Source organism: Pseudoalteromonas holothuriae (assembly GCF_945859825.1).
Taxonomy (GTDB): domain Bacteria; phylum Pseudomonadota; class Gammaproteobacteria; order Enterobacterales; family Alteromonadaceae; genus Pseudoalteromonas; species Pseudoalteromonas holothuriae.
The window spans coordinates 156,762-183,207 of record NZ_CAMAPC010000001.1; the positions used below are offsets into that span (position 1 = coordinate 156,762).

The 26,446-nt window shown below is 41.3% G+C and carries 27 protein-coding genes; 5 read left to right on the forward strand and 22 right to left on the reverse strand.

All coding sequences use genetic code 11. The features are described from left to right. Window positions 1-131 precede the first annotated feature (131 nt). The 13 genes from lipA to leuS all read right to left on the reverse strand — a co-directional run bounded on the left by lipA (window position 132) and on the right by leuS (window position 12,759). The gene (lipA, locus tag OCI93_RS00635) at window positions 132-1,097 is read right to left on the reverse strand and encodes a lipoyl synthase (protein ID WP_261592465.1); all 966 of its coding nucleotides are present in this window, start codon (window positions 1,095-1,097) and stop codon (window positions 132-134) included. Beyond that, a complete protein-coding gene (gene lipB, locus OCI93_RS00640) occupies window positions 1,094-1,747 on the reverse strand; it encodes a lipoyl(octanoyl) transferase LipB (RefSeq protein ID WP_261592464.1) in 654 nt (217 codons plus the stop codon). Before lipB ends, lipA begins: the two co-directional genes overlap by 4 nt. A gap of 17 nt (window positions 1,748-1,764) precedes the next feature. After that, complete coding sequence (ybeD, locus tag OCI93_RS00645) at window positions 1,765-2,043, reverse strand: DUF493 family protein YbeD (protein WP_261592463.1); 279 nt, start codon at window positions 2,041-2,043, stop codon at window positions 1,765-1,767. A 151-nt stretch (window positions 2,044-2,194) separates the two neighbouring features. Then, on the reverse strand, window positions 2,195-3,358 hold the full coding sequence (locus OCI93_RS00650; protein ID WP_261592462.1) for a serine hydrolase: 1,164 nt from the start codon (window positions 3,356-3,358) through the stop codon (window positions 2,195-2,197). Window positions 3,359-3,403: 45 nt separating this feature from the next. Further along, a complete protein-coding gene (locus OCI93_RS00655) occupies window positions 3,404-4,168 on the reverse strand; it encodes a septal ring lytic transglycosylase RlpA family protein (protein WP_261592461.1) in 765 nt (254 codons plus the stop codon). After that, complete coding sequence (gene rodA / locus OCI93_RS00660; protein ID WP_261592460.1) at window positions 4,165-5,274, reverse strand: rod shape-determining protein RodA; 1,110 nt, start codon at window positions 5,272-5,274, stop codon at window positions 4,165-4,167. Before rodA ends, OCI93_RS00655 begins: the two co-directional genes overlap by 4 nt. Next, window positions 5,271-7,139, reverse strand: coding sequence for a penicillin-binding protein 2 (mrdA, locus tag OCI93_RS00665; RefSeq protein ID WP_261592459.1), 1,869 nt, complete (start codon window positions 7,137-7,139; stop codon window positions 5,271-5,273). The genes rodA and mrdA overlap by 4 nt, the downstream gene beginning before the upstream one ends. 11 nt (window positions 7,140-7,150) lie before the next feature. After that, window positions 7,151-7,621, reverse strand: a complete 471-nt coding sequence (gene rlmH / locus OCI93_RS00670; protein ID WP_261592458.1) for a 23S rRNA (pseudouridine(1915)-N(3))-methyltransferase RlmH — start codon at window positions 7,619-7,621, stop codon at window positions 7,151-7,153. A gap of 3 nt (window positions 7,622-7,624) precedes the next feature. After that, window positions 7,625-7,942, reverse strand: coding sequence for a ribosome silencing factor (rsfS, locus tag OCI93_RS00675; RefSeq protein ID WP_261592457.1), 318 nt, complete (start codon window positions 7,940-7,942; stop codon window positions 7,625-7,627). 55 nt (window positions 7,943-7,997) lie between these two features. Continuing rightward, on the reverse strand, window positions 7,998-8,627 hold the full coding sequence (gene nadD, locus OCI93_RS00680) for a nicotinate-nucleotide adenylyltransferase (protein ID WP_261625552.1): 630 nt from the start codon (window positions 8,625-8,627) through the stop codon (window positions 7,998-8,000). A gap of 4 nt (window positions 8,628-8,631) precedes the next feature. Next, window positions 8,632-9,669 carry a DNA polymerase III subunit delta gene (holA, locus tag OCI93_RS00685; protein ID WP_261625553.1) on the reverse strand — a complete coding sequence of 346 codons (1,038 nt, stop codon included), beginning with the start codon at window positions 9,667-9,669 and terminating at the stop codon, window positions 8,632-8,634. Beyond that, window positions 9,669-10,169: an LPS-assembly lipoprotein LptE gene (locus OCI93_RS00690; protein ID WP_261625554.1), complete on the reverse strand. Its 501-nt coding sequence runs from the start codon at window positions 10,167-10,169 to the stop codon at window positions 9,669-9,671. The genes holA and OCI93_RS00690 overlap by 1 nt, the downstream gene beginning before the upstream one ends. A gap of 1 nt (window position 10,170) precedes the next feature. Continuing rightward, the gene (gene leuS, locus OCI93_RS00695; RefSeq protein WP_261625555.1) at window positions 10,171-12,759 is read right to left on the reverse strand and encodes a leucine--tRNA ligase; all 2,589 of its coding nucleotides are present in this window, start codon (window positions 12,757-12,759) and stop codon (window positions 10,171-10,173) included. A 173-nt stretch (window positions 12,760-12,932) separates the two neighbouring features. On the opposite strand from leuS, the gene OCI93_RS00700 reads away from it, so the two are divergent. The 3 genes from OCI93_RS00700 to OCI93_RS00710 are packed head-to-tail and all read left to right on the forward strand — an operon-like array spanning window position 12,933 to window position 16,336. Beyond that, entirely contained in the window at window positions 12,933-13,391 is a 459-nt protein-coding gene (locus OCI93_RS00700; RefSeq protein ID WP_261592452.1) for a zinc ribbon-containing protein, read from the forward strand. A gap of 45 nt (window positions 13,392-13,436) precedes the next feature. Further along, the gene (locus tag OCI93_RS00705; protein ID WP_261592451.1) at window positions 13,437-15,854 is read left to right on the forward strand and encodes a Lon protease family protein; all 2,418 of its coding nucleotides are present in this window, start codon (window positions 13,437-13,439) and stop codon (window positions 15,852-15,854) included. Beyond that, the gene (locus tag OCI93_RS00710; RefSeq protein ID WP_261625556.1) at window positions 15,854-16,336 is read left to right on the forward strand and encodes an FKBP-type peptidyl-prolyl cis-trans isomerase; all 483 of its coding nucleotides are present in this window, start codon (window positions 15,854-15,856) and stop codon (window positions 16,334-16,336) included. The genes OCI93_RS00705 and OCI93_RS00710 overlap by 1 nt, the downstream gene beginning before the upstream one ends. A 124-nt stretch (window positions 16,337-16,460) precedes the next feature. On the opposite strand, the gene OCI93_RS00715 is transcribed toward OCI93_RS00710, so the two are convergent. The 3 genes from OCI93_RS00715 to OCI93_RS00725 form a co-directional block, all read right to left on the reverse strand. Beyond that, entirely contained in the window at window positions 16,461-17,135 is a 675-nt protein-coding gene (locus OCI93_RS00715; protein ID WP_261625557.1) for a hypothetical protein, read from the reverse strand. 51 nt (window positions 17,136-17,186) lie between these two features. Continuing rightward, on the reverse strand, window positions 17,187-18,248 hold the full coding sequence (locus OCI93_RS00720; protein WP_261592448.1) for a hypothetical protein: 1,062 nt from the start codon (window positions 18,246-18,248) through the stop codon (window positions 17,187-17,189). Between the two features lie 298 nt (window positions 18,249-18,546). Next, a complete protein-coding gene (locus OCI93_RS00725) occupies window positions 18,547-19,737 on the reverse strand; it encodes a type III PLP-dependent enzyme (protein WP_261625558.1) in 1,191 nt (396 codons plus the stop codon). A 354-nt stretch (window positions 19,738-20,091) separates the two neighbouring features. On the opposite strand from OCI93_RS00725, the gene OCI93_RS00730 reads away from it, so the two are divergent. Then, window positions 20,092-20,619: a hypothetical protein gene (locus OCI93_RS00730; RefSeq protein WP_261592446.1), complete on the forward strand. Its 528-nt coding sequence runs from the start codon at window positions 20,092-20,094 to the stop codon at window positions 20,617-20,619. A gap of 54 nt (window positions 20,620-20,673) precedes the next feature. Continuing rightward, a complete protein-coding gene (locus OCI93_RS00735; protein ID WP_261625559.1) occupies window positions 20,674-21,420 on the forward strand; it encodes an SDR family oxidoreductase in 747 nt (248 codons plus the stop codon). 32 nt (window positions 21,421-21,452) lie between these two features. Here OCI93_RS00735 and OCI93_RS00740 read toward each other — a convergent pair whose 3' ends face one another. From OCI93_RS00740 to OCI93_RS00765, 6 genes are all read right to left on the reverse strand, one after another. Beyond that, entirely contained in the window at window positions 21,453-21,836 is a 384-nt protein-coding gene (locus OCI93_RS00740) for a GNAT family N-acetyltransferase (protein WP_261625560.1), read from the reverse strand. Further along, entirely contained in the window at window positions 21,833-22,078 is a 246-nt protein-coding gene (locus OCI93_RS00745) for a helix-turn-helix domain-containing protein (RefSeq protein WP_261592445.1), read from the reverse strand. The genes OCI93_RS00740 and OCI93_RS00745 overlap by 4 nt, the downstream gene beginning before the upstream one ends. A gap of 321 nt (window positions 22,079-22,399) precedes the next feature. Next, entirely contained in the window at window positions 22,400-23,977 is a 1,578-nt protein-coding gene (gene lnt, locus OCI93_RS00750; protein WP_261625561.1) for an apolipoprotein N-acyltransferase, read from the reverse strand. Next, complete coding sequence (gene corC / locus OCI93_RS00755) at window positions 23,955-24,833, reverse strand: CNNM family magnesium/cobalt transport protein CorC (RefSeq protein ID WP_261592443.1); 879 nt, start codon at window positions 24,831-24,833, stop codon at window positions 23,955-23,957. The genes lnt and corC overlap by 23 nt, the downstream gene beginning before the upstream one ends. Window positions 24,834-24,893: 60 nt before the next feature. Next, window positions 24,894-25,352: an rRNA maturation RNase YbeY gene (ybeY, locus tag OCI93_RS00760; protein WP_261625562.1), complete on the reverse strand. Its 459-nt coding sequence runs from the start codon at window positions 25,350-25,352 to the stop codon at window positions 24,894-24,896. After that, on the reverse strand, window positions 25,349-26,398 hold the full coding sequence (locus OCI93_RS00765; RefSeq protein ID WP_261592441.1) for a PhoH family protein: 1,050 nt from the start codon (window positions 26,396-26,398) through the stop codon (window positions 25,349-25,351). The genes ybeY and OCI93_RS00765 overlap by 4 nt, the downstream gene beginning before the upstream one ends. Window positions 26,399-26,446 lie beyond the last annotated feature (48 nt).

A 26,446-nucleotide genomic window follows, 5' to 3' on the forward strand; every position in this document is an offset into this window, starting at 1 on the left:
ACACCGTTTTTTCTAAAGAAGTTAGCGTGAAATTTAGCTCACTAGAATGATTAATGTTTCAATAAAATAGGTATTACACATTTATTAGACACAAAAAAAGCGCCACATGGCGCTTTTTGCTCAAATGAAGTTTACTTCACTTCTTTACCAGCAGCTTGTTGATCTGCGTGATAGCTTGAGCGAACAAATGGCCCAGATGCTGCGTGAGTAAAGCCAATTTCATCAGCATACTCTTTTAACGCATCAAACTCGGCTGGTGGCACGTATCGCTTTACGGGTAGATGATGCTTAGAAGGCTGCAAATACTGGCCTACGGTGAGCATATCCACATTATGTTCCCGCAAGTCACGGAGTACTTGCTCAATCTCTGAGATTTCTTCACCCAGGCCGACCATTAATCCTGATTTTGTTTTAACTTCAGGGTGTGCTTCTTTAAATCGGCGTAACAATTCTAAAGACCATTTATAATCAGCGCCGGGTCTTGCCAATTTGTATAGGCGTGGTGCTGTTTCTAGGTTGTGATTAAACACATCTGGGGGGGTTTGCGTTAGAATTTCTAGAGCACGGTCCATACGACCACGAAAGTCAGGAACTAAAATTTCAATTGTGATATCAGGATTATGTTTACGAATCGCAGTAATGCAGTCCGCAAAGTGTTGAGCACCACCATCACGTAAGTCATCTCTATCTACAGAAGTAATTACCACATAGCTTAATTTCATATCTTTGATAGTCAGTGCTAACTTTTCAGGCTCTTGGGCATCTGGTTTGAGTGGCCGGCCATGAGCAACATCACAAAATGGACAACGACGCGTACAAATAGCGCCTAAAATCATGAAGGTGGCTGTGCCATGATTAAAGCATTCAGAAAGGTTTGGACAAGATGCCTCCTCACATACTGAGTGCAAGCCGTGTTTACGCATAGCCTGTTTTATACCGTCGATACGCTCACTTGATTTTGGTAAACGGATCTTTAACCAATCAGGCTTACGTAGCATTTCTTGTCGTTCTGTAGGAAGTATTTTAACGGGGATCAATGCCATTTTTTCAGCATCTCGAAGTTTTACCCCTGGCTCCATTTTTACTGGTTTACTCATTCGTTTTCAAACCCTAGTGTTTGCTCAACAGACTCTGCACTGAGACGTTTTAGCATGTGTTTGACTAACCCATTGGCGACTTCTTCCATTGAGTCTGGGCCATTTAATTCGCTTGTTTGTACCATGTTCATTCCGGCATAGCCACATGGATTAATCCTTAAGAATGGAGACATATCCATGTTTACATTCAGTGCTAAGCCGTGAAAAGAGCAGCCCCGGCGTACTCGTAACCCTAAAGACGCAATTTTACTCTCATTGACGTACACACCCGGTGCGTCTGCTTTTGCGTAAGCTATGATGTTGTACTCTTCAAGACAGTCGATAATGCACTGTTCTAGCCAAGTAACAAGCTCTCGAACACCAATTTTTAAACGGCGTAAGTTAAACAATACATACATCATTTGCTGACCGGGGCCATGGTAAGTAACTTGACCACCACGGTCGACCTTGATTACTGGGATATCGCCTGGCGCGAGTAAATGCTCCTCTTTACCTGCCTGACCTTGGGTGAATACACTATCGTGTTCAACTAGCCAGATCTCATCAGCGCTATTATCATCGCGTTTATCGGTGTAAGTTTGCATTTTTTGCCAAATTGGCTCGTAGCTACGTCGACCTAACTGGCGCACAATCACTTTATATTGGCTCATATTCTTAGCTGTGCTCATTAAAGTACGTAACGTACGTCTTCCAATGAGCCAACATCGGTGTAAATTTGCTCAATTTGCTCTTTTGATGTCACTGTGGCAACTACGGTGATAGATTCATATGTCCCTTTGCTACTAGGCTTAACTTTTGGCACATAGTCACCTGGTGCAATTGCTTGGAGTTTAGTTAACACTTGGTCCGTAAGGTTCACATTTGCCACACCCATGATTTTAAAGGTGAACGGGCATGGGAAGTCTAAGTACTCGTCAAACTTAGTATTTTCTACTGGCTTTACCACAACGGTGTCCTCACTATTAGAACGGGCTTGCTGATTTGCAAGTTGAACTCATTAGGTTAGGTTCTCTAACCGAACATAATGGCGGCATTCTACCATTTTTGTGATAAAAAAAAACGCCTCACGAAGGAGGCGTTTATTTATACTTTTTAAATTATTGGGCGATCTGTAAACGTAAATAGTCGTAAATCTTAGAAAAGAAGCTACCCTCTGCAACTTCTTCAAGTGTAACAAGGGGGTATTGAGCAATTTCTTCACCTTCAAGCTGTAAAAACAAAGTACCGACTTTGCTGCCCTTTTCAAGTGGCGCTTCAAGTGTTTTATCTAGCTCAAAGTTTGCTTTTAGGTTTTTACGTTGTCCGCGAGGTATCGTAATTGGCGTATCTTGCAAAATACCTAATGATACGGTCTCTTGACTCCCCATCCAAATACGTTGTTCAACAAAGCTATCACCTGCTTTATACGGTGTGATTGTCTCATAAAATCTAAAGCCGTAGTTCAACAACTTTTTACTTTCAACCTTACGAGCTCGTTCACTCGCCGTACCCATTACCACGGCAATTAACCGCATGTCATCTTTGGTTGCTGATGTCACTAAGCTGTAGCCTGCCTCAGATGTATGGCCAGTTTTTATACCATCAACATCTAGGCTCGCATCCCATAGCAGCGTATTACGGTTATATTGCTTTATGCCATTAAAAGTAAATGATTTTTCTTTGTATATTGCGTATTCATCTGGTACATCACGAATCAGCGCTGCACTAAGCGTTGCCATATCTCTAGGAGTTGTATAGTGTTGATCCGTATCTAGGCCATGACTATTTATAAAGTGGCTATTGCTCATACCAAGTTTTTCGGCGTGCGCATTCATTAAATCAGCAAAGGCACTCTCACTGCCAGCGATATGCTCAGCAAGGGCTACGCAGGCATCATTGCCTGATTGAATAATGACCCCACGATTTAGATCATCTACGCTCACTTGTTTACCTACTTCGATAAACATTTTTGAAGACTCAGGAAAGTTCTTGGCCCATGCCTTTTCACTGATGGTTACCATATCACTAGGGGCAATATTACCTGCGTTTATTTCGGTTCCTATTACGTAACTGGTCATCATTTTAGTTAAGCTAGCAGGCGCTAATTTGGTGTCGGCTTCGCCTTGTGCAATCACTTTGCCAGTCGTAAAGTCAACTAAAAAATAACCTTTAGCGTTCACTTGAGGGGGGGAGGGCAATATCTGTGCGTTAGCTGCAAAAATCGAGGCGCAGCACACTAGGCCACAAATTTGAGTAATAAATTTTGATTTTAATAAAGTCATTATGCTCGCAATTTTGGTTAAGTTAGTCAGCGTCACCGCAATATTCTAAAGTTGTTGATCACTATAAAGCAAGAAGGCTTGGATGAATTCACCTTTTCGCAAGTTATTTAGTACAGATTGTGCGTGTTTATCACTTTCCATTGGCCCTAATCGTAGTTTATATAATCCATTTTCCAATGTGATGACATTATCAAGCGCCATTTTTTGTTCTAATGCGTGAGCGATGGCTTGTATTTTATCTAATTGGCTACCTGCTGCTACTTGAATGTAAGTTAAACGTGGCGTTTGGCGCTCAAGAGTAATGGCCTCTACCTTAACTTTAGCTGTACCATTTAAGTGATATCCCAGTTTGTATGCTGCCGCGTAAGATAGGTCAATAAGTCGGTCATCATGAAAAGGACCTCGGTCATTGACTCTCACTATGGCACTTTTTCCGTTGTCTAGGTTGGTTACTTTAACAAAGCTTGGAAGGGGTAAGGTTTTATGAGCGGCTGTCATATCAAACATATTGAAAATTTCACCATTTGATGTGTGATAGCCATGAAACTTTCTGCCATACCATGACGCGACCCCTTCCATAAGGTAGCCTTTTTCATCTGACATTGGTGTATAGCGTTTGCCTAGAACTGAATAAGGGCGACCAGCGCTAACACTTTTTGCTTCATTGGTTATAACAGCATCTTGCATTTCAAGCTCTGTAGGGGCTCTTAGCGGTGCTTTATCGTGTTTTATATGGTAGCGATTGCTACAGGCGTTTAGCAGTACTAGGCAAATAAAACACCAGCCAAGTTGTAACAGCACTTTATTCATGACTTTAAAAGCATCCTCTTATCTGTTGCAATAGCCATAATAATGCCAAAGCCTGCCATTAAGGTTACCATTGATGTTCCACCGTAACTAATCAGCGGTAAAGGGACGCCTACGACAGGGAGTAACCCTGAAACCATACCAATATTAACAAAGACATACACAAAGAATGTTAGGGTGAGCGCACCTGCTAATAGTTTACTAAATGCATCTTGTGCATTTACTGCAATATAAAGACCTCGACCAATTATAAATAGATAAACGCTCAATAGCATGACAACACCAAATAAACCAAACTCTTCACTTAGTACAGAAAAAATAAAGTCAGTATGCCTTTCAGGTAAGAACTCTAACTGAGACTGAGTACCTTGTAACCAGCCTTTGCCTTCTACGCCACCTGAACCAATGGCTATTTTGGATTGAATGATGTGATAACCAGCCCCAAGTGGGTCGCTTTCAGGGTTTAGAAACGTCAATACTCGTTGTTTTTGATATGCATGCATACCATAATGCCAAAATGCCAACCCCGCAGGGCCTGCCAATAGCGTAAACATACCAATGAGGCGCCAACTAAGGCCAGATAAAAATAGAACAAAAATACCTGAACTGGCAATTAAAATTGAAGTGCCTAAATCAGGCTGCTCTTTTATTAAAAAAGTTGGCACAATGACGATTGTAAAGCCGACCAGTAGATTCCAAATAGACGGTGGCAGGCGATGTTGACCAATGTACCAAGCAACCATCATCGGTACAGCTATTTTCATTATTTCTGAGGGTTGGAATCGTGTAACACCTAAATCTAGCCAGCGTTGAGCCCCTTTACTACTGACACCGACAAACAGTACAGCAACTAACATACCGAGTCCCACTAAGTACATAGGTATGACAATCCGTTTTAACGTATTTGGAGAAAGTTGTGCCATAAAAAAAAGGGCAATAACAGCACCTGCCATGCGCGTAGCATGGCGAAGCATCATATTGGTATCTTGACCACTGGCGCTATACACAATTGTTAGGCTGCCTAACATCATTAACACTAATGCCAATAGTAAAGGCCAATCTAAATGAACTTTTTGCCAAATGGTGCGTTTATTATGCAGCGGTGTCATTGTGAGTCCGTATCGAGAGGGTAAGCAGAAAAGTAATAGTCCATCATCTGACGCGCTATGGGTGCTGCAATCGTGCTACCGCCAGCTTTTTGATTCTCAACGACGACAGCAACGACTATTTGCGGGTCATTAAATGGTGCAAAACCGGTATAAACCGCATTATCCCTATGGCGTTCCTTAAGCTTCTTAGCATCATATTTTTCGCCTTGGGCGATACTGACAACCTGTGCTGTGCCAGTTTTTCCCGCTGGGTCATATGTTGCGCCTTTAAATGCACTGCGAGCAGTTCCTCTGATAACTGTATTATGCATCGCATCCAATGCAATTTGCCAATGATGTGGGTTTTTGAGTTGAACCGGGGGCTTTTCCTCTGTGAACAAATGTGTCACTGCCTCTTCCTGTTTAGCTACTTGCACTAAGTGAGGTTGTCGGTGAGCCCCTTTATTAACTAAAATGCTTACCGAGTTGGCTATTTGAATGGGTGTTGCTGTCCAATAGCCTTGTCCGATACCAACAGAAATAGTGTCACCTGGCCACCAGTTTTCTTTGAAGCGAGCCCGTTTCCATTCTACTGTGGGTAGTATTGCTGCAGTTTCTTCATGAATGTCGATACCAGATAAGTCGCCGAAGCCAAATTGGTCCATAAAATTAGCAATTTTACTTATGCCTAGCTTATAGGCAATACGATAGTAATAAGTGTCACAAGACTCTTCAATGGCTGTATAAACGTCTACATGACCATGACCCCAACGTTTCCAGTCTCGCCATTTATGATCAACGTTTGGAATTTGAAAAAATCCAGGGTCCCAAATTGTAGAGTCTTCTGTTACCAAGCCTTCTTCTAAGCCCAGAATTGCTAAGTGGGGCTTTATTGTAGACGCTGGAGGATAGCGGCCTTGTGTTACACGGTTAATAAGTGGTCTATCTTCATTTAGCAGCTGCTTGTAATTCTCACTACTTATGCCATGTACAAATAGGTTTGGGTCGTAACTGGGATTTGAGTACAACGCTAAAATTCCCCCGTCTTTTGGGTCGATAGCAATTACAGCCCCTCGGGTATCTTTTAATGCATGTTGTACTATTTGCTGTAGGCCGATGTCTAAAGTTAACACCAGGTCTTGTCCTGGAATAGGTGGCTCTACACTTAAAGTGCGTAATACTCTGCCACGGTTGTTTACTTCTACACGCTGTGAGCCAACGGTCCCATGAAGTTGTTGTTCATAGTATTTTTCTATACCAAGTTTGCCAATATCATAGGTTGCGCGATAATTGGTATCTCGCTCTTGGCGTTCAAGTTCTGCTAACTCGGTTTTGTTGAGTTTTGCGACATAACCCAGTGCATGAGTAAGTGTATCGCCATATGGGTAGTAACGAGACAAGCGCGCTTCAACACTAAAACCAGGGAATTTATGCTGATTAACCGAAAAAACAGCTACCTCCTTTTCGTTTAAGCGAGCTTTAAGTATCTGACTTTTAAAGCGACGGTTGTTGCTAATATCTTCTATGAAATCACTTATTTGCTGCTCGGAAATTGCAAGTAACTGGCTAATTTGTGAGAGGCTTTTGTTTAGATCTTTAACATCTTCAGGTACGACTTCTAAATTATAGACTGGGCGGTTTTCAGCCAGCAACACACCATTTCGATCGTAGATTAACCCACGGTTAGGTGCGATAGGAATGACTTTTATACGGTTATCATTTGAGCGAGTTTTGTAAGTATCGAAGTCAACAACTTGAAGGTTATAGACATTCATTATTAAAATGCCGATTAAAGAAACTACAAAAACAAATCCAATGAAAGCTCGACGAGCAAACAAATTTGCTTCGGCTGAATGGTCACGGATCGTAGGCCTTCTTTTTAGCATTTTTTAGTTAACTACTCTCTATGATAAGGGTGATTGTTGTTTAAGCTCCATCCACGATAGAGACTTTCTGCAACAATAATACGTACTAAAGGATGTGGTAGCGTTAAATTAGACAGCGACCACTTTTGCTCTGAGGCTGCAATGCACTCAGGTGCTAAGCCCTCCGGCCCGCCAATCAATAAACTAATGTCCCGACCATCTAATTGCCACTTTTGCATATGATTAGCAAGTTGATGCGTATCCCAAGGATTACCTGTAACTTCAAGCGTTACAATGCGATTCCCTTTAGGGATAGCAGCAAGGGTTTTTTCACCTTCAATGTGTAAGATGCGTTTTATATCTGCATTTTTGCCGCGTTTACCTGCTGGGATCTCGATAAGTTCCAGTGCCATATCTTTGGGAAAACGACGTTGGTACTCTTTGAAACCTGTTTCAACCCAAGCGGGCATTTTCGTCCCTACAGCGACTAACTGAATTTTCAAAGCTTAGCCCCAAAGTTTCTCAAGGTCATATAAACTACGAGTTTGATCTTGCATAACGTGCACAACAACGTCACCTAAATCAACCAATGCCCACTCGCCAATATCTAGCCCTTCTTGACCCATAGGCTCCTCACCTGCATGGCGCGCCTCTTTGGCAACGTGATCAGCAATGGATTGGACATGACGTTTTGAGTTTCCAGAGCAGATAACTAAATAATCTGTCACAGAAGATATATCACGTACATCTAGTTTAACAACATCGCGGGCTTTCATATCATCCACTTTGTCTAAGGCAAAGTCTAAAAGTTGTTCAGAATTCAAGTTTGTTTCTCTTCACTAAATAAAATAATCGGCGATTCTAACACAGCTCAAAGGCTTATTCAGCATACAGGTGATACTCATTAATGTAGTCTATGACCCTACTGTTGAGTAAATGTTTCATATTTTCACTATTTTTTATGCGCTTACGTATATCGCTTGATGCTGCATTAAAGGTACTACCGGTTAAAAAGTAACATAACCCACCAATTTGCTGGTTGAGTGCTTCGATATGTGAAGTTTTTGAAACTTTTAAATATTGCGCCAGTTTTGCTTGATTTGATAGGCGCTCGTAAGGGCGTTGGTAAACGATGATGTGGCAAAGCGAGGTGATTTCTTGCCATTCAAACCAACTAGGTAAGCTATTAAATGAATCCATACCCATTAAAAATAGCAAAGGGGTATTAGGGTGCTCAGCGCGACATTCCCGTAAACTTAATAAAGAGTATGATGGGCCTTGCCTAGTTATCTCCCTACGGTCTATTGAAAATTTTGTGTTGTCTTTGATAGCCAGAGATAGCATTGCTAAACGGTGCGCATCTGTAATGCCAGGTTGCATTTTATGAACTGGCACAGCGCAGGGTAAAAAGTACAGTTGTGTTAGTTTTAGTTCTTCGACGCACTGATGTGCCATATTTAAATGGCCAAGGTGAATTGGGTCGAAGGTTCCGCCAAATAAAGCAATCATAATGTTATTTAATGTGTTGGTAAGGAAGTTGAAACTCAATAGGCTGGCAAAATGACAAGGCGATATGTGCCAGAGCCTGATAGGGGGACACTAATTGTGCTCGTTTATATGCCACATCAAACTGTGCTAGCAATATGATGATTTGTTCAATGTGTGCCAAGGTGAGCCGCTCAACAGCCTGTGATGTTGCGGCTTGTTGGTTTTTCCATATGCCGTTTTGTTTAAACAATTGGCTTATATTCTGGCCTTGCTGTAATCCTTGTTTTAAGTCTCGTAAGGTTTGCGCTTCTTTGTTTAAGTTCCAAACAATGCTTGTCGGCTCCACATTGTCACTGGCAAGTTTAAGCATAACTTTGATGATCTGCTTTGTATTGCCATTGAGTAGAGCGCTATTTAAGTCGAAAATATCAAATTTAGCTTGATTAAGCAGGCCTGTTAATACCTGAGTTTGATCAATTGGATCTGACTTATAAAGTAAAGACAGTTTTTCAAGTTCTTGGTGAGTGGCTAACAAGTTACCTTCGGTTGCATGCAGTAAACTGCGTTTTGCATCATGGGCTAAATTCAACTTTAATCTTTTACATTGTTCATCAAGCCAGCGTGCTAAGTGGTTACCCGTTAGTTGGTAACATGGCACAAAAATACCCTGTTTATCTAGCGCTTTAAACCAAGCGCTGCGTTGTATATCCTGTCCTGCTTTGGCACCTTTTACAATAATTATGACATCAGGGTTTGGCTGTTCGGTCAAAAGCTTAAAAGCTTGGCTTCCCTGAGTACCTGGTTTTTGCTGGTTTAAATCAAATTCAATGAGGGTACGGGTACTAAACAGCGACATACTGTTGTATTGGGCAATTAATTCTTGCCAATCAAAGCCAGGTAACAAAGTGAATTTAATGACTTCATCAAACCCTTGTTTTTTAGCTGTGTGTTTGATTTGCTGAACACAGTTGGCTTCTTGGTAAGGTTCTTCGCCAAACACCATATAAAATGGCGCTAATGCTTGCTTTAGTTGGTTACTTAGTTGATTGGCGTAGTAGCGCATTACAGTTGTGACAACTCGCGGACAATACGTTTGCTTGCCAACTGGCGCAGTTCATTGAGTAACAAATCAAGTTCTTTGGCTTTTGCCAGAGCGTTATCGGGGTCATCTTTATAATTGCGATATAGCTCAAAACTTTGTTCTATTGGTTCTTGATTTGGACGGGTTAATCGATAAGATATGCCATAAGAGAGCTGATACTGCGCAACCTGGCCGTTTTTAAATAAGCTCAGGGTTTGTTTGTCTAAAGTATCACGGTATAGATGCAACTTAGCGATTTGGCTATTGTTTTGCTGTTCAGGGATGAGCGTGACTTTGGCTTGTTGCAAGTCGTCAACTAGCAGCTCATAAAGCTGAGCGCGTGTATCATCTCCACTTAGTTGCAATGTACGCATTTCAACGGGGAGGTAAGAGGCTTTCTTTAAATGGAAGCCACAACTAGATAACAAAACACAGACTAGCGCAAGCGCTAATCCGTGTTTGATAAAAGCACTGAAGCGCATCTTAGTTGGCTACCACGTTAAGGAGCTTACCTGGCACATAAATCACTTTACGAATTGTTTTGTCATCAGTGAATTTAGTAACGTTTTCTTCTGCAAACGCTATCGCTTCAACTTGCTCTTGTGTTGCATCAGCAGCAACAGTCAGCTTAGCGCGCAGCTTGCCATTAACTTGTACAATAATCAGCTTTTCATCTTCAACCAACGCAGACTCATCAACACTTGGCCAAGCGGCATCTAGAATATCTGATTCAAAGCCAAGTTCAGCCCATAGCGCATGGCACATATGTGGTGCAATTGGTGCAAGCATAATAACTATCGCATTTAGTGCTTCATTGGCAATGGCAATATCTTGAGTATCTTTAAGTGGCGCTTTAGTCAGCTTGTTCGATAGCTCCATAATTGCGGCAATGGCAGTATTGAATGTTTGACGACGCGATAAGTCATCGGTAACTTTTGCGATTGCTTTATGTACTTCACGACGTAATGTTTTCTGATTGCTGCTTAGTGCACTAACGTTTAATGCCGCTTTACCAGCATTATTAACGTCAACTGCATATTTCCAAACACGCTTTAAGAAGCGATGCGCGCCTTCAACACCTGAATCAGACCATTCGAGGGTTTGCTCTGGTGGTGCTGTAAACATCATAAATAAGCGAACAGTATCTGCACCGTATTGTTTGATAACGGTTTGTGGGTCAATACCATTGTTCTTCGACTTTGACATCTTACTCATGCCAGAAGAGAATACCGGCTGGCCGTCATCTTTGTGCCATGCTTTTGTGACACGGCCTTTGTCGTCTGTTTCTGTTGCTACATCAGTGGGTGAGATCCAGATATCACCGCCTTTTTCATCTTTACGGTAGAAGGTTTCTGCTAATACCATACCTTGGCATAGTAAACGCTCAAACGGCTCATCGGAGTTAACTAGCCCAAAGTCACGTAGTAGTTTATGGAAAAAGCGCGAATATAGTAGGTGTAAAATAGCATGTTCAATACCACCAATATATTGGTTTACGGGTAACCAGTAATTTGCAGCGCCCGGCTCAAGCATACCTTCGTCATAGCGAGGGCTACAGTAGCGTGCGTAATACCAAGATGATTCCATAAACGTATCGAAAGTATCAGTTTCATGAAAAGCTGCAGCACCATTAACGGTGGTTTTTGCCCATTCAGGGTCTGCTTTGATTGGTGATGTTACTCCATTCATAACCACGTTTTCTGGTAAGCGTACTGGAAGCATATCTCCAGTCGCAGCAATCTCTTTGCCATTTTCATCACTTAGCATAGGAATTGGAGAGCCCCAATAACGCTGACGACTAACTCCCCAATCTCTTAGACGGAAGTTGACTTTACGTTTACCTGCACTTTGTGCTTCTAGTTTGTCTGCAATAGCCTCAAAAGCGGCTTTAAATGATAACCCATCAAATTCACCTGAATTGATTAATATGCCTTTTTCAGTAAATGCTTCTGTATTGATGTCGGCTGTTAATTCAGAACCTTGTTCAGGCGCAATAACTTGTTTTATCTCAAGGCCATATGCTGTAGCAAATTCAAAGTCACGTTGGTCGTGTCCTGGTACGGCCATTACGGCACCAGAGCCGTAATCCATCAATACAAAGTTAGCAACCCAAATTGGCACTTCTTTGCCTGTTAATGGGTGAATCGCTTTAAAACCCGTATCAATACCTTTTTTGTCCATTGTTGCCATATCAGCCTCAGCAACTTTGGTGTTTTTACACTCTTCTACAAAAGCGGCGATAGCGGCATTATTTTTCGCGGCTTCTTGTGCGATGGGGTGACCTGCGGCAACACCAACATAAGTTACACCCATAAAGGTATCTGGGCGCGTTGTGTAAACTGTAAATACGTCGCTATTATCTGCGCGTTTAAAGTCTATTTCTAAGCCTTCAGAGCGACCAATCCAATTACGTTGCATGGTTTTAACTTGTTCAGGCCAATCGTCTAACTTGTCTAAATCATCAAGTAGCTCTTGGGCATAATCAGTGATTTTAATAAACCATTGTGGGATCTCTTTTTGCTCAACCACCGCGCCAGAACGCCATCCTTTACCGTCAATAACTTGCTCATTGGCAAGTACTGTTTGGTCTACTGGGTCCCAGTTTACGGTGGACATTTTTTTATAAACGAGACCTTTTTCATACAATTTTGTGAAAAACCACTGCTCCCATTTATAGTATTCAGGGTGACAAGTGGCTATTTCACGATCCCAATCATAGCCAAAGCCAAGTTGCTTTAATTGGTCGCGCATATAATCAATATTTTCGTAGGTCCATTTAGCAGGCGCTGTATTATTTTTAATGGCGGCATTTTCAGCGGGTAGACCAAACGCATCCCAACCCATAGGTTGCATAACGTTTTTACCTTGCAAGCGTTGAAAGCGAGAAACTACATCGCCAATAGTGTAGTTACGAACGTGACCCATGTGCAGTCGACCACTTGGGTATGGAAACATTGAGAGGCAGTAATACTTCTCTTTGCTCTCGTCTTCGACGACTTTAAATGTCTTATTTTGTTCCCAGTACTGTTGGACTTTTGACTCTATGTCTTGCGGGTTATATTGCTCTTGCATCTACGTTTCCAGACTTCTTGCAAATTGATAGAAAATTGCCCGATAGCATACCCGAAAAAAGCATTGATTCACAGTAGCTACAGCGCATTTTTAAGCATTTGAGTCAAGCATAAAACAACAACGCTTACCTCATAAGCTATAGTTAAGTTAATACAGCAAAAACGGAGTATGGCATGTCAAGTTATAAATCATGGCTTAGCCAATTTATTGATTGGGTTAATGATGTTAAAGATCATGAGGTAGATGATTTAGTTGAAAAATTCATTGAACACCAGAGTGCTTTAAAGCAGTTATCACAAGAGAAGCTGGCATTGTACAAAAGTTATCTAAACCGAGATTTAGCGCATCTAAAAGAACACCAAAAGTATTATGATGACTTGGCATGGCAAGAGCTAAAGGCATCTATATGGTATGAATTGGCACAGTTAGAGGATAGAACTCAGTTAGAGTGGCAAGCATTGGTGCAAGACTTCAACCACAAAGGTACATACAAGTGCGGAGAATGGATAGCCATGGGGCAATTAGTATGTAAGAATTGCGACAATAAATTGGATGTATTTTACGCCAGTGAAATTATGTCCTGCTCAGAGTGTGGGCATGATGAGTTTATACGTAAAGCATTATCCCCATAAAACCTAGCTTGATAGTAGTTAGCGTTTAGAAATAAGAAGTTAGGAATGACCAAAAAAATATCACCATTGTTAACCGACGCGCTTGCGCCGTCGGTGTCTGTTTCTCATGTGCAATCATGTATGCAAAATCCGTATCCAGAAGCGCTCCCCTTTATTGGTCAACAACGCGCACAAAGTGCCTTAGATTTTGCGTTGGGTATGGAGTTGCCTGGGTATAATGTATTTGTTATGGGTGAAGCTGCGCTTGGCCGTTTTACCATGGTCAAAGACAAACTCGAGGCACATAGTAAAACTCGACAAACGCCTAAAGAGTGGTTGTATGTAAATAATTACGATGATCACCGAGAGCCCATCGCCATGTTTATGCAAGCAGGTCAAAGTAAAGAGCTTGAAGATGATATTGATGAGTTTTTAGACGAGGTGGCAGATACATTTCCTGCTGCATTTGATAATCCTGGTTATCAACGAAAAAAGAAGTCCATAGACCGAGATTTCGATAATAAATATAACGCTGCTTTAACGGCGGTAGAACAGTTGGCAGCAGACAAAAGTGTCGCGTTATTAGAAGAAAGTAACTTGGTGGGGTTTGCTCCTGTCGTTGATGGTAAGCAGTTAAACGATAATGAGTTTGCTGCGCTTGATGAGGAACTTCAGTCGCACTTTATAGATGCCATTGAAAAGTTAGAAGATGCTTTAATTGAAGCGTTAATAGAGTTACCTCGCTGGAAAAGAGAATCTTCAGAAACGCTTCGGAACTTGAAAAAATCTACTGTAGAAATGGCGACTAAGCCTCTGTTACGTACCTTAGAACATAAATATGCCAGTCACATTGGCGTGGTGCGTTATCTCAAAGATTTACGTACTGAAATAGTGGATGCTGTTCTGGAGTGGTTAGATGATGACGCCAGTAGTGAAGAAAACAAAGACGACTTTGATTCTAAAGGTATGCTGAGTGACTTTTTTGCACCAAATATTTTAGTTGAATACAAAGATGGAGCCCCAGCTCCAGTGGTGTATGAACCAAACCCTACCTTTGGTAACATTTTTGGTAAAGTTGAATATGCCACATCGCAGGGCACGTTGATCACAAGCTACCGCTCCATTCAAGCTGGGGCATTGCATCGTGCTAATGGCGGTTACTTAATAATGGATGCTGAAAAGGTACTTGCAAACCCACAAGTATGGGATGGCCTTAAGCTTTCATTAAAAACCCATCAAATTAAAAATGACTTACCTTATCAAGATAATTCTGTGGGGAGTAGCTTTACACTTAAACCGCAGCTTATTCCGCTTGATGTTAAAATTATTTTGTTGGGCTCACGTGACTTGTATTACACCATCGGTGAGTATGATGAAGAGTTTGCAGAGTTGTTTCGAGTACTAGCTGATTTTGATTATTACTTACCAAGCTCAGATAAAATGCAATATCAGTTTGTGACTAAGGTTCAAGAGTATGCCAATAGCACTTTGAATTGCACGTTGACGGAGCAAGCATTTGTTCGCTTGCTTAAATTTAGTTACCGACAGGCTGAGCACCATACTAAGCTATCTGCACGTTTTGCGGATGTGCTTGAACTTGTTGCGGAAGCAAGCTTTTACACTAAACAAGATAATGTCACGACAATTGATGCTGAACATATTGACGAAGCGGTAGCTGGCAAGCAATACCGTACCGGTCAATTAAGCGAAAATATGCTCAGTGATATACAAGAAGGGCATACGCTTATAGCCACATCTGGTAAAGCAGTAGGCAAAGTGAATGGCTTAACTGTATTACATATAGGTGATACTGCCTTTGGTACGCCTGCACGTATTACCGCGACCGTTTATGCAGGTGCTGACGGGGTTATAGACGTTGAACGAGAAGCTGAACTTGGTAAGGCAATTCACTCTAAAGGGGTGATGCTATTAACAGGGTATCTAGGTAATAAATATGCGCAAGATTTTGCGCTCACACTCAGTGCTAATATCGCAATAGAACAAAGTTATGGCTATATCGACGGAGACAGTGCTTCGCTTGCTGAGCTTTGTGGTCTTATTTCTGCGATAACTAAACTGCCTATTAATCAGTCTATTGCGTTAACGGGTTCTATTAACCAGCATGGCGAAGTGCAGGCGGTTGGTGGTGTAAATGAAAAAATTGAAGGTTTCTTCAAGTTATGCAAAATGAGAGGATTAACCGGTGAGCAAGGGGTAATCATTCCTAATTCTAACCGTGTAAACTTGGTGCTAGATGATGAAATTGTTGATGCTGTTGCAGCCGGTAAGTTTCATATCTATGCGGTTGAGAGTGTGGACGAAGCATTAACCCTTTTAATAGACAAACCTGCGGGTAAGTTAAAAGAGGGAAGCTACCCTTCAGGCAGTATTAATGCGTTGGCGCTGGCGCGATTGCAGCATATTGCTAATGTGGTTAATGGCGAAGATAAAGACGATGACAACGTAAAAGAGAAGGATGCCTAATGTCTACTACTAACATTGTTTTATTAGTTGTTATTTTGCTTATAGCGGGGTTTGTGTACAAACAGTCTAAACAGCAAAAACAATCTGCGACTTTTAACCGCAAAGCGGCAGAAGCATTTTTAGTACAAAATGCGGATAAGCCTAATATGCAAATCACAGAGTCAGGGCTGCAATATGAGGTGCTTACGCAAGGCAGTGGTGAAGTACATCCAATAGCCACAAGCAAAGTCAAAGTGCATTATCATGGCACTTTAGCTGATGGCTCAGTATTTGACAGCTCAGTGTTGCGTGATAGCCCTATCAGTTTTGGCCTAAATCAGGTGATCCCAGGTTGGACAGAAGGGGTTCAGTTAATGAAAGAGGGCGATAAATTTCGCTTTTTTATCGGGCCTGATTTGGGTTATGGCGATAGGGCCGCAGGTAAAATAGAGCCTGGTTCACTGCTTATTTTTGAAGTAGAGTTGTTGGCAATCGAGTCTTAACCAAACAAAATATGATATTGATTTAAAGCTTAAGTTTGCTTAACCAGAATTCAAGTTACTTATTTCATAACTTAGGCTTTTAAATTGTGTGTAATTAATAGGTATTCTTGGTCGTAAAACCGCCCTAAGCTAATTGGTATAAAAAGTGTTCTTTCTCTATTGTCCAATCAGGTAATCTGTGCTGATTATTCAAACATGGACGTTTGGCAAGGTGCACTTGATGCTGTTCGTTGTTAAGCGAAATAAGTACCACACTCACGCAGGCTAAGCCGGATATATATTCACAGCAAAGTACTAAATGTGCTGTTTTTAGTTCTGTCGGGTGCGAGCGTGCAGCCATTTCATTTGCATGTTGAGCAAATTGTGTGGTTAATGCCTGCGCAAATGGGATGCAGGCTGACGAAAAGTTAATATTGAAGAGGCTTGAAAAAAGTTGGCAATGGTCTGCATTGCTAAATACCGTGTTGGGCAATGTTAAAGATTGTTCAGATAGTTTTGTGAAGTGACCAGAGCCTGCAAGTACTCGTGATAATGCAAAGTGGTTAAATATCGAATAAGGTTGATTTGTAACTGGGTTGATTGTTGTTGAAACAGCTCTCATTGCACTGGCCACAAATGCTGCACCTTGATTGAATGTACTCTGCACAGCTTCAGGAAGAGGCTGATTTGGTGGGCATACGGATGAGATTAAAATATTGCCCGTGGCATTGAAGTAGTTAAACCTAGGAACCGTGTTATTTTCACTTGATGCAGGTGCAGATTGGTTATCTGAATGCTTAAAAGGGTTAAACCAACTCAATCCGCTTCCCCATGCTTTAGTGGCGTGTATTGCTACACGCCGAACTGATAGTTAACTTGCAATTGTAAAAGTTTGCGCAGTTTGTGTAATAACATGACCACTTTTATCTAATACTTGGATAGAAGCAGGCTGTGTGAGCGTACCGGATACGGTAAACTCAATTGCGTCAGCTGTCCAGTCACTTGTTGCTGTGATAATCGCTTTGCTATTGCTACCTGTAAACCCAAGACTACCACCATCCGTTTGTAAAAATTGCCCCTGAAGCTTATAAGTGACGTCTTTGGCCAGTGCACTTTTAGAGTCAACGACTGAGTTGTCAGTGGTGTTAATAACATCAACAATAAGGGGGGTTTGGGTCAGTAAGCCACTTAACCAGTTAACCAGCTCAAGATACTCGGGATCAGAGTTTATAGAGCTTAAGTCTCCTGCATAGTTTTTAATAAAAGTGGGTGTGACAAACATATAGGTATCTTTGTGAAGTTTCCATTTAGAGCTGATTGAAGACTCACTAAAACAAGGCCCGAGTTTAAGTTGCTGTGCATGTTGGTCACACTCAGCGTAAACAACAATTGCACTGATGCTTGGCATACCAAATAGGTATTCGCAGACAAAGACAATATTACCAACTTTGCTACTGGAGGTTTTTGAAGAACCCGATAATTTCAACCCCTCTTTACCGATGGATGAAACCATGGCCGAAGCAAAACTCATTTCACCCGCACCCGTTGCTAAGCCCAACAACGACTCAATCAATTCTTTACTGAAATCGGCACCAAAACTCGATGTTTCATAGTTCACATCTTCTTCTGTAACGTGAACAAATAACCCAGAGCCACTGATCACATTTTGCAGTGCTTCATAATTATATAAGGAATAGGGCTTTTTTGTTGCAGGGTTGATAGTGGTACTAATTGCGCGCGACATACCGGCAAAAAATACCGACACCTCAGAAAAAACCTTTTGCACAGAGTCTGACAGCTCGTTATTGGCGTCAACCGTGCTCGACATCATGATATTACCTGTTTCATTGAATACGTAGTACTTTTTCGCTTCAATATTATTAGGGTTATTAACTGCTGGTTTTAAAGTGGTGGTTTGATCTTGAGCTGACATTCACTTTCCTTATCGAAAACACATAATGAGTACGAAAAGAGTATAGCTGGTTTGACGATAAGTAAATTACAGGTCGTTACAGTGGGGCGAAAAGAAAAGGTAAAGCACGCACAGTTGCGTGCTTTTAATATGTAATATCAGCTGTGTATGAGCGAATTTGCCCAATAAAGCGATTTTACTCACTCTCGGCGTTGCTTTTGAACAAAAAAACAACATTAGGTTGCAAGTATGTCAGTTAAAAGGTGTTTTCTATTTCAAAGCCTTGATACGAACCTGAGGTTATGAAACTTGATTGCCCTTAACAAACTAATGTTTGGATGTTCTCATGCTCATTTAATGTAATAGTTTGGGCCCGCTTAAAAAAATTAAAATCGGTTGCTGTTGCACTAGTGTAAGCGCCCATCATCCGTGCGACTATTAAATCACCATTATTTAGCTTTGGTAGCATAATACTTTCAGCAACCACATCAATACTATCGCATGTTGGGCCAGCCAATACACTTGGAAAGCATTGCGTATCTTGATTGACAGTCACGATAGGGTAGTCTGCTTCATCAAACATTAAGCCACTGAACGAACCGTATATACCATCATCAAGGTAATACCACATTTTTCCTTCGCGTATGGCTTGCCCCATTACAGATGCCACACTCATCACTGCTGGTGCTACAATAAAGCGTCCAGGCTCAGCAAGCACCTGCACTGTCTGTGGCAAACTTGCTAAAGCCTCATTGATAGGCGCGCAAAATATTTCAATCGGCGTTATCTGTTTGGCATAACTAACAGGAAAACCACCACCAATATCAAGTGTACTCAGTGCGGGTAAACCAAGTTGTACTATGGTTTCCATAACTTGTTTACATGCTAAGATTGCATCTACATACTTTTGTGGGCTACTGGTTTGCGAACCAACATGAAAAGACAACCCTTTTATACGAATACCTAATTGCTGTGCCTGAGTAATGATCTCTATGGCCATTTCAGTCGTGCAGCCAAATTTCTTTGATAAATCAGCAAAAGCTTCGGCATTTCTAAAGCTCAAACGTACTAATAGTTCAACTTGGTCTTTATAGGTAATAAATTTATCCAATTCATTTAAGTTATCAACTACAAACACCGTGCAGCCATAATTAAGTGCATCAGAAATATCACTATCACGTTTGATTGGGTGAGTATGAATGGTTTTATCTGCCGGCACACCTTGGCTTGCAACCAGCTCAACTTCTCCGCTGGTGGCCAAATCAAAACTGGCACCTTCAGCCAGTAAAGTACGTACTACCGATGCATGAGGCAATGGTTTGAGTGCAAAATGCAATGTCACATTAGGTAATGCACGAGCAAGAGCACGATATTGCTGACGAACCACTTCGCAATCTAAAAGTAGTAAAGGCGCACCAAATTGAGCGACTGACGCTTCAATAAGTTGCGTTTCTTCAGCGCTTAAAGCTGAAGATGAAAAAGCAGAAAAATCCAACGCTGAGTTAGCCATAATAGCCTCCAAAAATAGAAACAAACTTTCCAAACTGATTTTCAAATTAAGTTGAAAAGTTGAGCGTCAATAAACACGTTAATACGCAGTCAAAGTCACTCTTGGATAGTTGCTCTATCGCCTTGGCACACGTTATGTGTGATGTACTCGGATTGGCTATCATCAAGAAGCAGGCGGATATTAGTTGGTGTTTTTAAGGGATGCAAGGTTTAATTTAAATAATTTTAAGTTAACAACTAAAACATAAAATTTACTTTGCTTTTTGATTGATAAAAGCAGGTAATTACTTATTATAGTATACCCGTACCTAATTTGTACTTTTAATAGGTTAATATCTTTTTGACAAGGAATTTTATGAAAACACGAAATCTAATACTCAATGTTTTACTTGGTACGATGGCTAGTTTTGCCAGTATTCAATCTCATGCTGATGATGAAAGCAAAGTTCGCTTTTCATTAGGTACGGGGGTGCCTTATTTTTTAAATGCAGAGGTTGGTAGTTACTCAAGCCAAGGTGGTTTTTATTTGCAGGTTGGACAAAGCACAGATACAGGTATTAGCGCTGGCTGGGAGCGAGTGGTTAGCGATAATCAAAAACACGCTTTTGGTGTTGCTGTTGGGGCTATGGGCATCAAAAGTAGTGATAAAGAGTTAGATTGTGACGACGATTCAACAATTATAGGTTGTGTGATAGGTTCATCATTTTCTCAAATATTTGATCGAAAAAGTATTTATGGCTTAGGTGCCAGTTATAGTTACTCTCTTAGTGGGGCTTACCAAGATGCTGGCTGGAAGCTTCGTTTGGTTGCAGGTTACGGAGAGCAGCGAGAAAGTAAAGAAAACGAGACAACCGCTTCATTAACGTTAAGGTACCAATTTTAGTATTTTCTGTGATATACGTACTTAATTGATTATCAGAATTAACAGAGGCTTAGGTTGAATAAAGTGGTATTAGTTAGCGGAGCCAGCCGTGGTATTGGGGCGGCAACCGCCGTGAAGTTAGCATCAGAAGGTTATAAAGTTGCTATTAATTACAAGCAAAATTACCAAGCCGCTGAGTACGTATTAGCAAAAATTAAACTCCAAGGAGGCGATGGCGCGTTATTTCAAGCAGATATTAGCGATGAAAGTGCCGTTGTCTCTCTTTTTGCACAAATTCAACAAACGCTAGGCCCCGTTAGCCACTTGGTAAACAATGTGGGTGTGCTACAAACGCAAATGCGCGTTGAACAAATGGATGCTGAGCGTATCAACGCAATATTAATGCAAAATGTCACACCTTACTTTATCTGCGCAAGAGAGGCGATAAAGCATTTTAAAACACACCATGATCCAAAACTGTGCGCCATCGTTAACGTGTCTTCCGCTGCATCTCGATTAGGTGGTGCTAATGAGTATGTTGATTACGCAGCGTCAAAAGGTGCGATTGATAGTTTTACTACTGGCTTGTCGTTAGAGCTAGCTTCTCAAGATATTCGCGTTAATGCAGTGCGTCCAGGGTGTATATATACCGATATTCACAAAGATGGCGGTGAGCCTGAACGAGTGGACCGCCTTGCTTCTTTGCTCCCACTTGGGCGTGGTGGCACGAGTGAGGAGGTTGCGAATGCAATTGCATGGTTGCTAAGCAAACAAGCCAGCTATGTAACAGGCAGCTTTATTGACTTGGCGGGTGGGAAGTAAGTCTCTCTTAAATTTAGAAATATCATAATATTTTATAGTAGCTTTATGTGGTGTGTAAGAGCGAACTGTTTAACGGCTTCCATTAACTTTGTTGCTAGTCCCTGTCTTTGCGCTTCTGGGTGTACTAAAAGCTTTTCTATTTCGGCTCTATGTTTACCATTTTGTTTTCGGCACGGGACGAGCTGTGCAGAAGCTATGAGTGCTTGCTCGTGAAATACCGTAAAAATTGTAAGTTTGTGCTGGCGAAGCTCATGTTCGATTTGTTGCCAGTATTGCATTAATGAGTGAGCATTTGCGGGCGCGTAGAAGCCCAGTGATGCTCCTTCATTAATACATGCGCCGAGTAATTCAATCAGCTGTAATTGTATATGTGCAATGCTTTTTGATTGCGTAAATTGTATTGCTTTGAACCTCATGTGTGTTGTAACCCTTTCAGAGCTTGCTCTACTTCTAGAAGGTTGCTTTTCAACATTTGCTTAGTAATTTCAAGCTTATGCGTTTGTTGTTTTGGCTTGGCTTGAGCTTGTCGTACTGCATCGTACACGGTGCGTTTGGGCAATGCATATTGTTGTGCAGCCTCAGAAATTGAAAACTGCTCACTGAGTACTTTATGTACGGCTTCTAATACTAACGGGTGTCTGCAAGATAGTGCGCGCATTTTCATTTCCTTACACTTTTAACTGGGTGCTGTGTATCATGAATTTGCCAAATACTGATATCTAAATGCCAGAGTAAATAAAGAGTATGATAAAAATTGGCCATAATAAGTATCTTCATTGTTGTGATTGATAATGATAGAAAGGAAGAACTGTACCAACTTTTAATTTGCAATAAATTCAATGGCTTATACTTTTATTGAATGAAAAAGTAAATGGCTTTGCACCAACATAGTGGGTTCAGAGTTGATACTGCACTAGCTGGATGCATTCACCTTAGGTAAGAGTAAAGTGTTTAAAGCGATAATGTATGAAGTTTTGTGCTATAAAAAGCTTCTTTCAAATCGGCGTAATACCTTAGGTAAAAATCTATTGCCTAATGTAATAAAGCCACTTAGGCAAACAATGACCCATACAGGTATATGACCGAATTGGCTGAAGAAGGTATTACCTGTTATCAAGTTTATATCAGCTTTTAAGACATCAGCTTTAAATTGAGCAATGCTATACTGTTGTTTCGTTATCGGGTCATATACGCCGGTAATACCATTGTTGGTAGCACGTATTAGCGGCCGCTGTAATTCAAGTGCGCGCATGCGCGCAATTTGCATGTGTTGATGAGGACCGTGAGAATCTCCAAACCAAGCATCATTACTGACCGTAAACAAAATATTAGATTGCTCTGTAAAGTTATCTCGAACTAACTCACTAAAAGCGATTTCAAAGCATATAGCTGGAAGTATATGTAAGCCATTGGCAATTAAATTGTTTTGAACCCTTTCTCCGCGTGAAAACGAAGACATGGCTAAATCAAACAGTGGTGCTAAAGGTCTCAAAATATCTTCAAACGGCACAAACTCACCAATGGGTAATAGTTGATGCTTTTGATAGCGATTTGTGTGTAAATATTGGTAGTGACCTTGTGTATCATCAGGCTGCTTTTTACCAAGTACTATAAGCGTGTTATACACAGTCTTACTGTTTATTTGGTAATCGGGGATACCCGTGATGAGTGCGGTATTATTAAAAGCGGCGGCTTTATCTAACTCTTTTAAGAATGGATTAGCAAAGTCTTCAATTTCTGGAATAGCTGCTTCTGGCCAAAGCACTAAATCTACATCATGCCAATGGGGTCTCGTCATATCTCTATATTTCGACATAGTTGGCCAAAAGTGCTCAGGCTCCCAGCGTAAACTTTGTTGAATGTTACCTTGAACTAGTAAGGTTTTGATATGTTGTTCAGAGTGTTGAGGCTTGCTGACACTGATTGCTAGGCCGATTAGTGTGAAGGTAGTTATAGAGGCTGCAATAAGCGGCTTAGCACTGCTACATTGCCACGTATAATATAAACAGCAACCGACCATCACACATAATAGCGATAAACCAAATTCGCCAATAAATGGTGCCAAAGCATTGAGTGGGCTATCAGTTAAGGTATAACCAAAGCTTAACCAAGGAAAACCCGTTAATAGCGTACCTCGTAGCCATTCAAATATCGCAAATCCAACAATGAGCATGCAAATACGCTGCCACGGTTTATCAGTAAAGTAGCTCGCAAGCATAAAGGCCAGCATAGGGTAGAGGGCTAAATAGGCGCATAGCATCGCCATCAGTAGCAAGGAAATAGGCAGCGGTAGGCCACCATATTGGGCAATAGAAACATGTACCCAGCTAATGCCAAGCGCAAACCAGCCAAAGCCGAAAACAAAGCCATATTTGGCTGCTTGTTTTAGGTTAGGTGTATCGGTGGCATAGCATGCAATGGCAATAGCAATAAATACTAAAGGCCAAAGGGCAAAGGGCGCATAACTAAAAGTAAGTGAAAGGCCGGCAAAAAATGCCAGCCATAACTGCTTATCTTTAAAAGCGGATATTGGTTTACTCAGCTTCGTCGTCGCCATCTTCAGTTTTTGGAATTGTTACTTGTAGCTGAATAATACGGCGATTGTCAGAATTGGTCACTTTAAATTGCAGTGCTTCAATATCGATAGTTTCGCCACGGCTAGGCATGTGGCCAAAGGCGTGCAGGATAATGCCACCGATGGTGTCAGCTTCTTGCGTATCGTAGCCTGTTTTGAAAAACTCATTAAATTCATCAAGAGGCGTTAGTGCTTGCACCATAAAAGTGTGCTTTGAAAGCTGACGAATGTCTTGTTGCTCTTCTTCTTCATCATGCTCATCTTCAATCTCACCAACGATGATCTCTAAGATATCTTCAATGGTTACCAAACCTGATACACCGCCATACTCATCTACCACTATAGCCATATGGTATCGTTTTTGACGAAATTCATTTAGCAATGCGTCAACACGCTTACTCTCTGGCACCACAATCGCAGGACGGAGGTATTCACGAATTGTAGGTAAATTTTCATCTTTATTGAGTATTAAGGGCAATAAATCTTTAGCTAACAAAATACCTTCTACATGGTCTTTATCTTCGCAAATCACTGGAAAGCGTGAGTGTGAAGACTCAACCATAGTCGGTAGTTGTTGCTCTAGTGATTCGTCCACATCGAGCGTGATCATCTGCGAGCGCGGGATCATGATATCGCGTACTTTAAGCTCTGAGACGCCTAACACACCTTCTATCATATCCTTTGTTTCAGGATCGATCAGATCTCGCTCCTGAGCATCAGCAATGACTTCTGCCAACTCTTCTTTGTTTTGGGGTTCCCCTTGCAGCATCTGTGTGATGCGTCCCAACCAGGTTTTGCTAGAAGAACCCTGGCTACTCTGCGAGTTATCGTCGCTCATTGTCGTGTTTTACTCCATAAAATAACAAATTGGTTATGCTGCTATTTGAGCATCAAATAGTTACAAATCGTCGCGGTAAGGATCGCTTATCCCTAACTGTGCTAAAAATTCTTTCTCTAAAGTTTCCATTTCCATAGCATCTTTTTCATTTATATGGTCAAACCCAATTAAATGCAAGCAGCCATGGATAACCATGTGAGCAAAGTGTTCATGAAAAGGTTTATCTTGGTCAATAGATTCTTGCTTCACAATATGTGGGCAAATAATTAAATCTCCCACTAGTTTCAGTTCAATACCTGGGGGAGCTTCAAATGGGAAAGACAATACATTGGTTGGTTTATTCTTACCACGGTATTGATGATTTAATTCTTGGCTTTCGTGTTCATCAGTAATACGAATCGTCAATTCACTGTTGGGCAAGTAGGGGGTAAGCGCTTTACTTGCCCAAAGCTCAAACTGTGCTTGAGAAGGTAAATCGTCAAACTCACAGACAACTTGTAAATCTAAGTCTATGCTCATTCGCCATGCTCTTTTAGTTGTTTTGCTTGCTTATAAGCTTGCTCTTTGAGTGCTTTTTCTTTGCGTTCAGCTTCTTCTTTTTTCTCATAGGCTTCAACAATACGGGCAACCACTGGATGGCGAACTACATCGTGTGATTTGAAGAAGTTGAATGATATTTCTCCTACCTCACCGAGTACTTCAATCGCATGGCGCAGCCCTGAACGCGCACCGCGAGGTAAATCAATCTGAGTGATATCACCGGTGATAACCGCTTTGGAGTTAAAACCTATTCGCGTTAAGAACATTTTCATTTGCTCTGTAGTAGTGTTTTGGCTTTCATCTAAAATAATAAATGCATCATTGAGTGTTCTACCACGCATATAAGCCAATGGCGCAACTTCAATGACGTTTTTTTCAATTAAGCGCTCTACTTTTTCAAAACCAAGCATTTCAAATAAGGCGTCATATAATGGGCGTAGATAAGGGTCTATTTTTTGTGTTAAATCACCAGGCAAGAAGCCTAGTTTTTCTCCTGCCTCAACGGCTGGACGAGTCAGTAAAATACGACGAACCTCTTGGCGTTCTAGCGCATCAACTGCTGCGGCGACTGCTAGGTAAGTTTTACCCGTACCTGCTGGACCAACCCCAAAGCAAATGTCGTGCGTGAGTATATTGGCAACATATTGACTTTGGTTTGGGTTGCGAGGCTTAACCACACCACGGCGTGTTTTAATGTAGACTTCTTGGTCCCATACTGCTGGTGCGTCTTGCTCTAACACATTCGCTTGTGAAATAGCCAAATGCACGTTGTCAGGCTCAATTTCATTAATTTGGCCACGAATTGGCTGAGTGTCGATATACAGAGATTTTAAAATATCCATGGCGGCTTTGGTTTGTACAGGCTGCCCCGTCACTTTAAACCAATTATCGCGATGTGCGACTTCTACCCCTAAGCGGCGCTCTATTTGTTTTATGTTTTCATCAAAAGGACCACACAATGATGAAAGACGATTATTGTCGGCGGGTTCTAGGTAAAATTCTATATTTTTTAACTGACTACTCAAAATGGCTTCCTGTAATAAGTACGCCAGCAAAGGCTGGCGCAATCAATT